Raw genomic sequence first — 9,555 nt, 5'->3', positions numbered from 1 at the left:
GGGGCACGCAGCAGGTGTGGGGTCGCGTCGTGACCTACAAGGGCTGAGCCGCCGCTCTTGGCGGCCCTCGCCGGCTCGTGACCGTTGCGGCTTCGGGCCGGCGCGAGGGCCCCTACAATCTCGCCACGCCACGGATCATCGTCCTCACTCGCCGCCACCTGCCCACCGACCGCGCGCCCGGAACCGCCCGCGGGTCGGCGTCGGCATGGTGCGGCGGGGGCGCCCAGTGAACGCCTTCCGGCGCTACGTCGAGGCGTCGGCCGGCACGAACACGGAGCGCGCTGCGGCGTTCAGCGACGCCGTGTTCGCCATCGCCATGACGCTTCTCGCCGTCGAGATTCACGTGCCGGCCGTGCCTCCGGAGCGCCTTGTCGCCGCGCTGGCGGGGCAGTGGGTCGACTTCGCGGCGTACGCGCTCTCGTTCCTCGTCGTGGGCGCCTACTGGCTCTCGCACCACCGGCTGTTCGGGCTGCTCGATCGCTTCACGGCGGGCCTCCTGCGCCTCAACCTGCTGGTGCTCCTGCTGGTCGGGTTGACGGGCTACGCCACCGCCCTGCTGGTCGAGTACGGCAACCACGCGCCCGCGGTCATGGCCTACGCCGCTCTGGTGGCGGCCATCGGGCTCGGCCAGACGTGCCTGTGGCTCTACGCCCGCGCCAACCATCTGTTCGGTCCGAGGGTCGACGCGGCGCTCTTCGGCTACCTGTTGCGACGGAGCCTCATAACGCCCGTCGTCTTCGGGACGTCCGTGCCGCTGGCGCTGCTGGACGCGGACCTTGCCAAGTACGCCTGGACCACCGTGCTGTTCCTCTACGTTGTACTGATGCTGGTGGCGCGAGCGACGCCGGTGGCGCCTGCCGAGGCGCCGGGACGGGAGCCCTGAATGGCGAGAGACCGCGGCCTTGGCCTGTTCTTCGTGTTGGCGTTCGCTCTGCCCTGGGCGGTGTGGGGCACCACCATCGCTCAGCAGCGGGGCATCATCTCCTGGCACGTGCCCAGTTCACTCGCGTTCTGGCTCGGTCTGACGATCGCGACCTTCGGTGCGGCGGCGCTGACCGGCGGTTGGCCGGCGCTGCGCGACGTGCTGCTTCGCATGGTGCGCGCCCGGGTGGCTTGGCGCTGGTACGCGGTCGCCCTACTGCTCACCCCAGTGATCGCCATGGTGAGCGCGCTGGTCGGGAGGTCCGTCGGCGCCCCCACGCACGTGGGTGACACGGTCGGAGCCGCGGGCCTGCCGGGTCTTCTGGCGCTGAACGTCTGGTTGTTCCTCCTCACGGAAGAGGCCGCCTGGCGGGGCTTCGCCCTACCGCGCCTCCAGGCCCGCTCGACTCCCCTGACCGCGGCGCTGCTCCTCGGCCTCGTCTGGGGCGTCTGGCACCTGCCGCTCTTCCTCACGCGCGGGACGTTCCAGGCGGGGCTCCCGTTCGCGGGTTTCATGGCGTCGATCGTCGCCACCTCCGTGATGGTGTCGTGGCTCTACAACCACACGCGCGGCAGCGTGCTGCTGGCGGCCATCTTCCACGCGGCGACGGACGTGACGATCGCCTACTCGGGCGTGATGAACTCCGGTGGCGCGCTGTTCTGGCTCTTCGTCGCTGCGCAGTGCCTTGTAGCCGCGGTACTCGGCGCGGGGATGCTCGAGAGGGTGCCGCGGAGCGGTCCGCTCGTGTACGAGCCCGTCCGCTGACGCCCGCCCGGCCGTAGCCCCTACCGGGCGGTCCAGCCGAGGTCGATGCTGTGGACGCTGCCGGTGACGCCCCAGGCGGCCTCGGATGCCAGGTAGCCGACGAGCGCGGCGACGTCGGAGGGCTCCAGCAACCGCTTGACCGCGGCGTTCTCGAGGAACACCTTGGCCTCCACCTCGGCCTCGGCGATGCCGCGGGTGCGCGCCTGATCGGCCACCTGGGCGGCGACCAGCGGCGTACGGACGTAGGCCGGCGCCACGACGTTGGCGGTGATGCCCGCCCCGCCCCCCTCGAGGGCGGCGACCTTCGCCAGCCCGACCAGGCCGTGCTTGGCGGCCACGTAGGCGCCCTTGAAGGGGCTGGCGGTCAGGCTGTGGGCGCTCCCCATGTAGACGATCCTGCCGTTGCCGCTCCGTCCGAGGGCCTCCCAGGCGTACTTGGTGAGCAGGAACGGGCCGGTGAGCATGAGCGCGAGCATGTCGTCCCAGGTGTCCTCGGGGAAGGAGGCGAGCGGGTCGATGTGTTGGTAACCCGCGTTGGCGACGAGGACGTCGAGGCCCCCGGCGAGTTCCAGCGCGCTCGTCACGGCCGCCGCGCAGCCGTCCCGCGTCGAGACGTCCGCGACGACGTGCAGGCAACCGAGCTCGCGGGCCGCCGCCGCGGCGGCGGCGGCGTCGCGGTCCGCGATCACGACGACGAGCCCGTCGGCCCCGAGGCGCGCGGCGCACGCCTTCCCTATCCCGCTCGCCCCACCGGTCACGAGAGCCACGCGTTCGTTCATGGGTGGGAGTGTAAGCCGCCGGACGGTCGGCTGCGGGTGGGTCGCGTTGGTGGTGCTACACGCATTTGATAATACGGCAGTCGAACGCAGCGACAGGCAGCGGCCCCGAGCCCCTCGTCACGCGCCCGCCAGCTCGGTCAGGACCCGCTCCAACACGTCCACCGCGAGGAGGTACTCGCCCAGGGGCAGGCGCTCCTCCGGCGTGTGATCGAGGCTCGAATCGCCCGGCCCGTAGGCCACCATCGGGACGTCCCAACTGGGCGCGACGACGTTCATGTCGGAGGTGCCGGTCTTGAGCGTCGGCGTCGGCCGGCCGTCGAACGTCCGGATCGCCACCCGGAACGCGCGGGCGAGGACCGAACGGTTGCTCGCCCTGTGGGCGTCACACGCCTCGGTGAAGCTGGCGGTCACTCCGGCGGCGCGAAGCAGGTCGTCGAGCGCGGCCACGAGCGCGGCGCCGGCCCAGCGGGGCGGGAGCCTCAGGCCGATGCGCGCTTCGCACCACTCCTCCAGCCCGTCGCTGCCCGAGTCAACGCCCAGCAGCGCGACCTGCAGACGGTCGAACAGCGGCGGCGCCTCGCCGACCTCGCTGGCCGCCGCGTTGTCACGCCCCACCCACTCGCGCAACGCCGCGTAGGCGTCGAGCACGACCTCGGCGGGGCTCGGCTCCTCCCGCGAGGAGTGCGCCGACGGGCGCCGCGCCGTGACCGTCACCCCGAGACGGCCCTTGTAGCCGAGGGTGTAGCGCTCCCAACCGCTGGGCTCCCCCACTATCACCAGGTCGGGCGCCGGCAGGCTGGCCACCGCGTGGCGCGCACCGCGGCTGCTCGCCGCCTCCTCCTCGACCGCACCCACGAGCCGGAAGGTTAGGCGCTCCCAGACGGCGGGCCCCACCCGCGTGGCGGCGACCAGCGCGGCGCACAGGCTCCCCTTGGCGTCGACCACCCCGCGGCCGTGCAGGACGCCGTCGACCACGCGCACGGGGATCGTGCCCGGAACCGTGTCCATGTGCCCGAGGAACGTCACTGCCAGCGGGCCGGCGCCCCAGGTGGCCACCGCGTTGCCGGCCGCGTCGACCTCCGCGCGCGCCGCACCGCGCCCCGCCGCCGCCACCAGCAGCGCGGCCACGGCGCCCTCCTCCCCCGACAGGCTCGGCGTGGCCACCACGCGCCTGAGGAGCTCAACGGCCTCGGCGTCCCCGATGACGCCGCCCCCGCTCGGGGCGACCCCGAAGGGCGGCCGCGGCGCTGCGAGCGGTGTCACGCCGCCAGCTCCGCTGCGACCGTCGCCACCGCGCTGTCCACGTCCGCAGCGTCCACCGTCAACGGCGGCAGGAACCTGACCACCGTGGCGCCCGCGAGGACCGTGAGCAGTCCCCGTCGCCTCAGGCCCGCCACGACCGGCGCCGCCCGCTCCCTCAGCTCCAGGCCGACCATCAGCCCGCGCCCCCTCACCTCGCGCACGCGCTCGCTCCCGATGGCGCGGAGCCCCGCCATCAGCCGCTCCCCCATCGCTGCCGCGTTCGTCATCAGGTCGGACTCCTCGATCTCGTCGAGGACGGCCAGCGCGGCGGCGCAGGCCAAGGGGTTGCCACCGAACGTCGAGCCGTGCCCGCCCCGCGGCATGGCGCGCGCCACGGCGTCCGCCATGATCGTCGCCCCGATCGGGACGCCGCCGGCGAGCCCCTTCGCGAGGGTCACGATGTCGGCCGTCACGCCCGCCGCGCGCGACGCGAGGAACGCCCCGGTGCGACCGACGCCGCACTGGACCTCGTCGCACACCAGCAGCGCGCCCCGCTCGGCCGTGACGCGGCGCGCCAGCGCCAGGTAGCCCTCGGGAGCGGGATGCACGCCCCCCTCGCCCTGGACGGGCTCGAGCACGACCGCGGCCGTATCGGCGTCCACGGCGGCGGCGAGCGCCTCCCCGTCGCCGAAAGCGACCCACTCGACCTCGCCTGGCAGCGGCCCGAACGGTTGGCGGTAGGTGGGCTCCCAGGTGAGGCTCAGCGCCCCGAGCGTGCGGCCCGCGAAGCCGCGCTTGGCGGCCACCACGCGCGTCCGACCGGTGGCCGCCCGGGCCCACTTGATGGCGGCCTCGTTGGCCTCGCTGCCCGAGTTCGAGAGGAAGACGCGCCCCTCCGGCGCCCCGGCGAGGGCGCAGAGCCGCTCCAGGAGGGCGGCCCTGACGTCGTTGGCTTGGCTCTGCGGGCAGACGATCAGCCGTGCGGCCTGGCGTGCCACGGCGGCGGCGAGGCGCGGGTTGGCGTGACCCACGCTGGCCACCCCGATGCCCGCCATGAAGTCGAGGTACTCGCGCCCAGCGTCGTCGTAGAGCCTCACGCCCTCGCCCCTCACGAAGGCCGTCGACTGCGCGTACAACGTGGGGGCGTGCCGCGCCTCCCGCTCCAGGACGGAGGCGCCGACGGCTGCCACGTTCACGCCGCCGGCGGGGTCGCCTAACGGCGGGTTCACGCCACCACCACCGTCCCGTGCCCCTCCAACGCGCGCCGCACGGGCGCGCTCACCCGGGCGTCGCCGAGCACCACGCGCCCGACGCCGCCCTCGACCGCCGCCAGGGCGCCCATCACCTTCTTCTTCATGCGGCCGTGAGCCGCGGCCATCGCCCGCTCGCCGTCCGCCCGGGTCACGCGCTCGAGCAGCGTCGACTCGTCCGGGAAGTCCGCCAGCAGGCCCGGCACGTTGGAGAGCAGGACCAGCGCCTCGGCGCCGAGGGCCACCGCCACGGCACCGGCGGCCCTGTCGCCGTCGACGTTCATGGCGACCCCCTCGCGGCTGATGCCGGGCGGCGTGAGCACCGGCAGGTAACCGGCGTCGAGCAGCAGCGTGAGGAGCCCGACGTTCACCCGCTCGACGGTGCCGGTGTGATCGCCCCGCAGCACGATCACGCGGCCGTCCTCCACTGAGCGCACGCTGCTCTTGAGGGTGCCCTCGAACAGGCGTCCGTCCACACCCGACAGGCCGACGGCGTTCACGCCCTGCGCCTGCAGCGCCTCCACCCAGCCCTTGTTGACCTTGCCGCAGTAGACCATCTCGAACACCTCGAGCGTCGCCCTGTCCGTGTAGCGGCTCTGGTGGCCGCTCGGGCTCGTCACGAAGCGGGGCGGCACGCCCAGTCGCTCCGACACCCGGTTCGTCTCGGCGCTGCCACCGTGCACGACCACGACGCGCCCGCCCTCCCGCCACAGGGCCGCGACGTCGGCCACCACGGCCTGCATGTCGATGCCGTCCGCGCCGCCCACCTTGACCACCAACGTGCCGCTCACGGGTGGAGCCCCGCGAAGCCGAGACCGGTGGCCTCCGGCAACCCGAGCGCCAGGTTCAGCGCCTGCATGGCGTGGCCCGCCGTGCCCTTGACGAGGTTGTCGAGCGCCGCCATGACGACCAGGCGCCCCGTGCCATCGTCGAGCGCGAAACCGACGTCGCAGTAGTTGCTCCCGTCGAGGATCTTGGGGTCCGGAACGCGGTGCACCCCTCGGCGCGCCCGCACGAGCCGCACGAACGGTTCCGCGTCGTAGGCACCTCGGAAGGCGGCCAGGACGTCGGCCTCGGCGGCGCCCGGCCGCACGAAGGCGTGGACGGTGGCCAACACGCCCCGCACCCGCTCCACGGCGGTCGCCGTCATGTGTAAGGGCGGCAGCCCGGGCAGCTGGTCGTCGACCTCGGCCTGGTGCCTGTGCCCGGTGGGGGCGTAGGTGCGAAGCGCTCCCGACCGCTCCGGGTGGTGGGAGGCGGCCGAGGCGGCGCTGCCGCCGGCGCTGCTGCCGATCTTGGCGTCCACGACGACGTCGCGACCTGGCGCGAGCAGCTGCCTCACGGGCAGCAGCGCCAGCAGCGTGGCGGTGGCGATGCAGCCGGCCCCCGCGATGCGCGTGGCGCCCCTCAGGCGCTCGCGGTTCAGCTCCGGGTTGGCGTACACGAAGGTGCCGAGCAGGTCGGGTCGCGGGTGTGGCTCGGCGTGGTGCGCGGCGTACGCCGCGGCGCTGCTCAACCGGAAGTCCTCCGACAGGTCGACCAGCACCGGCGCCAACGGCGCCACCTCGTCGATGCGCCGCGCGAGCGCGCCGTGCGGCAGGGCGGCCACCAGCACGTCGGTCGGGCCCAGGTCGTCGGGCCTGGTGAAGCGTAGGGCCGTTACGCCGCGCAGGTTGGGGTGCACGAGGTGCACGGGGTGCCCGGCGTGCTCGCGGCTGGTGACCTGCGTGACCTCCAGGCCGGGATGCCCGAGCGCCAGGCGCAGGAACTCGCCGCCCGCGTAGCCGCTGGCGCCGAGGATGGCGACGCTCGCCCGCGTCACGCGGCCGAACCGAGCTGCGCGGCGGCGTGCCTCACGATCAGGCCCGGGATGTCGACCCCGGTGGTGGTGATCGAGTTCCTGAACTCCATCGTGTGGTTCACCTCGATGACCAGCAGGCCGCGCTCCGACTCCACGACGTCGATGGCGAGGATGCCGCCGCCGACCGCCGCGGCGGCGGCCAGCGTCACCCGGCGCAACTCGTCGCTCAGGGGACAGTCGGTGGCGACGCCGCCCCGGGCGGTGTTGGTGATCCAGTCGTCGGAGGTGCGGTAGATGGCGGCGACAACCTCGTCGCCGATCACGAACGCCCGGATGTCGCGGCCGGGCTTCTCGACGTACTCCTGCAGGTAGTGCACCTTGTGCTCCGGGCCGCCGAGCACCTCCTTGTACTCGATGACGGCCTCGGCGGCGGCCGGCGAGTCGAGGCGGGCCACGAGCCTCCCCCAGCTACCGATGAGCGGCTTGATGACGACCGGGTAGCCGAGCCGCCCCGCCTCGGCCAGGGCGGCGGCGCGGTCGACGGCAACGCTCGTCCGGGGCGTCGGCACCCCCGCCCGGACGAGGGCGGCGCTGGTGGCCAGCTTGTCGCCGCACGTACGCACCACCTCAGAGCGGTTCAGCACCACGCTGCCGCCGGCCTCGAAGCAGTGGGTCAGGCTCAGGCCGCGCCACTGCGACACGCAACGTTGCAGCACGACGGCCGGGGTGGCGGCGCCGAGTTCGGTGGCGAGGTCGGGGGCGTACACGGGAGCGTACGGCACGTCGAGCCGCTCGAAGGCGTCGAACAGGAGCTTCTCCTCGTCGCGCAGGCGGTCGTAGACCACCGCCACCCCGTCGGTCACTCGCCCCAGTCCTCGGCTTCCTCCGGGGCGAGCTCGAACCTCAGTGGGTCGAGGCCGACCACCTCGAGCTCCGCGCCCTCGTCGGTGACGAGCAGCTCACCGAGCATGAGCGCGGCCGGGTCGATCTCGAGTCGTCCGTGGGGGGTGTCGATCTGCTGCATGTTCTCCTCCTGGTGCCGCGGTCCGCGCCGCCGGGCCCGGCGGGGCGAACGGCGCCCCTGAGCCGGCCCGGCGGTGGTTGCCGGGTGCGGCCTTCGTTTCGAAAGTCGGGGCCTCGTCGCGGCGGTCGCTCGGTTCGCGACCGATGAGGCAGCTTAGTGCCCGCGGGCCGGGGTGTCAACCCTCGCGTTTCGCGATGCCAACGGGCTTAGATTGCGGTTCGAAGGCCGTAGGGCCCGCGGCCGTTCCGATGCAAGGCGGCGGCGGCCACCCAGCCGGCAGACCGGGCGCGCTTCCGCCTTCCGCCTTCGATTCGAAAGCCGCTCACAGGATGGTGCCGGTGAGGACCGCCTTGGCCAGGCCGAAGAAGATGACTATGCCCACGACGTCGACGATCGTGGCCACGAAGGGCGTCGACGAGGCCGCCGGGTCGGCGCCCATGCGCTTGAGGACGATGGGGAGCAGCGAGCCCGTCAGGGAGCCCCACAGGACAACGCCCACCAGCGCCAGCAAGATGGTGACGCCTATCAGGAACCAGTCGTCACCGTAGGCGCGGAAGGCCAGCCCCCAGATGGCGACGCGCGCGAAGCCGAGGCCGCCCAGGAGGGCGCCGAGGGCGATGCCGGCGAGGATCTCGCGGCGCGCGATGGCCCACCAGTCCTTCACGCCGACCTCGCCGAGGGCCATGGCGCGCGTCACCAGCGCCGCGGCCTGCGAGCCCGAGTTGCCGCCGCTCGAGATGATGAGCGGGAGGAACAGCGCCAGCACGACGGCGCTGGCGATCTCGGCCTCGAAGAAGCCCATGGCGGTCGCCGTGAGCGTCTGGCCGAGGAAGAGCAGGACCAGCCAGAAGGCGCGCTTCCTGATGACGCGCCCGAGGGAGATGCTGAGGTACGGCTCCTCGAGGGCCTCGACGCCGCCGAGCATCTGGATGTCCTCCGTCGCCTCCTCCTCCGCCACGTCGAGGACGTCGTCGACCGTCACGATGCCCACGATCACGCCGCCCGCATCCACCACGGGCAACGCGGAGCGGTCGTGCTTGCGGAAGACCGCCACGGCGGTCTCCTGGTCGTCGGTGGCGTGCAGGGCGACGAACTTCTCGTCGATCATGCTCTCGATGCGGGTGCTCGGGTCGACGAGCAGGAGCTCGCGCATGCGGAGGTCGTCGATGAGCACCCCGCCCGGACCCGTGACGTAGACGACGTTGAGCGTCTCGGAGTCGCGCCCGTAGACTCGGACGTGGTCGAGCGCCTGCGACGCGGTCCAGTGCCGCTTCACTGCCACGTAGTCGGGCGTCATGAGGCGACCGATGGAGTCCTCGGGGTAGTTGAGGAGGCGCGTGGCGACGTCGCGCTCCGACGGCGACAGGAGGTTCATCAGGCGGCGCGTCACCTCGCCGGGGAGCTCCTCTAGGAGGGCGGTGCGGTCGTCGGCCGACATGTCGTTCAGGATGCCCGCCACCTCGCGGTCGCCCAGCCCCTGGATCAGGCGCTCCTGCGAGGTGAGTCCGAGGTACTCGAAGGTGTCGAGCGCCCGCTCTCGCCCCAGGAGCCTGAACACGACCGCCTCGACCTCGCGGGGCAGCGCCTCGAGGACGTCCGCCAGGTCGGGCGGGCCGTACTCCCTCAGCCGCGCCTGGATCTTGTCGAAGCGCCTCTGGGCAACGTAGCCGACGAGCTCGGTTACGAGCTCGTCATGGGTGGCGGTGTCGGCCATGGTGGGGGACCTCCGGGCGGGACCCGCCGTCGCTCGTGCCGCCTGGCACTAGCTCACA

At 73.2% G+C, this 9,555-nt stretch carries 10 protein-coding genes; 2 read left to right on the top strand and 8 right to left on the bottom strand.

What is annotated here, in order from left to right:
* Positions 1 to 226 precede the first annotated feature (226 nt).
* Together H3C53_05880 and H3C53_05875 are read left to right on the top strand one after the other, a co-directional pair.
* On the top strand, positions 227 to 883 hold the full coding sequence (locus H3C53_05880; protein ID MBW7916198.1) for a DUF1211 domain-containing protein: 657 nt from the start codon (positions 227 to 229) through the stop codon (positions 881 to 883).
* Positions 884 to 1,687 (top strand): CPBP family intramembrane metalloprotease, encoded by an 804-nt coding sequence (locus H3C53_05875; protein ID MBW7916197.1) that lies wholly within the window; start codon positions 884 to 886, stop codon positions 1,685 to 1,687. It abuts the gene before it with no gap.
* Positions 1,688 to 1,707: 20 nt separating this feature from the next.
* Here H3C53_05875 and H3C53_05870 read toward each other — a convergent pair whose 3' ends face one another.
* The 8 genes from H3C53_05870 to mgtE all read right to left on the bottom strand — a co-directional run bounded on the left by H3C53_05870 (position 1,708) and on the right by mgtE (position 9,497).
* Positions 1,708 to 2,466 (bottom strand): 3-hydroxybutyrate dehydrogenase, encoded by a 759-nt coding sequence (locus H3C53_05870; GenBank protein MBW7916196.1) that lies wholly within the window; start codon positions 2,464 to 2,466, stop codon positions 1,708 to 1,710.
* A 117-nt stretch (positions 2,467 to 2,583) separates the two neighbouring features.
* Positions 2,584 to 3,669: a [LysW]-lysine hydrolase gene (locus H3C53_05865; protein MBW7916195.1), complete on the bottom strand. Its 1,086-nt coding sequence runs from the start codon at positions 3,667 to 3,669 to the stop codon at positions 2,584 to 2,586.
* Positions 3,670 to 3,725: 56 nt separating this feature from the next.
* The gene (locus H3C53_05860) at positions 3,726 to 4,898 is read right to left on the bottom strand and encodes an acetylornithine/succinylornithine family transaminase (protein MBW7916194.1); all 1,173 of its coding nucleotides are present in this window, start codon (positions 4,896 to 4,898) and stop codon (positions 3,726 to 3,728) included.
* A gap of 35 nt (positions 4,899 to 4,933) precedes the next feature.
* Positions 4,934 to 5,749: a [LysW]-aminoadipate kinase gene (locus H3C53_05855; protein MBW7916193.1), complete on the bottom strand. Its 816-nt coding sequence runs from the start codon at positions 5,747 to 5,749 to the stop codon at positions 4,934 to 4,936.
* On the bottom strand, positions 5,746 to 6,780 hold the full coding sequence (locus tag H3C53_05850; protein ID MBW7916192.1) for an N-acetyl-gamma-glutamyl-phosphate reductase: 1,035 nt from the start codon (positions 6,778 to 6,780) through the stop codon (positions 5,746 to 5,748). The genes H3C53_05855 and H3C53_05850 overlap by 4 nt, the downstream gene beginning before the upstream one ends.
* Positions 6,777 to 7,610: a lysine biosynthesis protein LysX gene (gene lysX / locus H3C53_05845; protein ID MBW7916191.1), complete on the bottom strand. Its 834-nt coding sequence runs from the start codon at positions 7,608 to 7,610 to the stop codon at positions 6,777 to 6,779. Before lysX ends, H3C53_05850 begins: the two co-directional genes overlap by 4 nt.
* 8 nt (positions 7,611 to 7,618) lie before the next feature.
* Positions 7,619 to 7,729, bottom strand: a complete 111-nt coding sequence (locus H3C53_05840; GenBank protein MBW7916190.1) for a lysine biosynthesis protein LysW — start codon at positions 7,727 to 7,729, stop codon at positions 7,619 to 7,621.
* A 376-nt stretch (positions 7,730 to 8,105) separates the two neighbouring features.
* Positions 8,106 to 9,497: a magnesium transporter gene (mgtE, locus tag H3C53_05835; GenBank protein MBW7916189.1), complete on the bottom strand. Its 1,392-nt coding sequence runs from the start codon at positions 9,495 to 9,497 to the stop codon at positions 8,106 to 8,108.
* Between the last annotated feature and the right edge of the window lie 58 nt (positions 9,498 to 9,555).

Source organism: Trueperaceae bacterium (genome assembly GCA_019454765.1).
Lineage (GTDB): Bacteria > Deinococcota > Deinococci > Deinococcales > Trueperaceae > JAAYYF01.
Note: the sequence above shows the minus strand (reverse complement) of the source record. Positions and strands in the feature narration are given on the sequence as shown.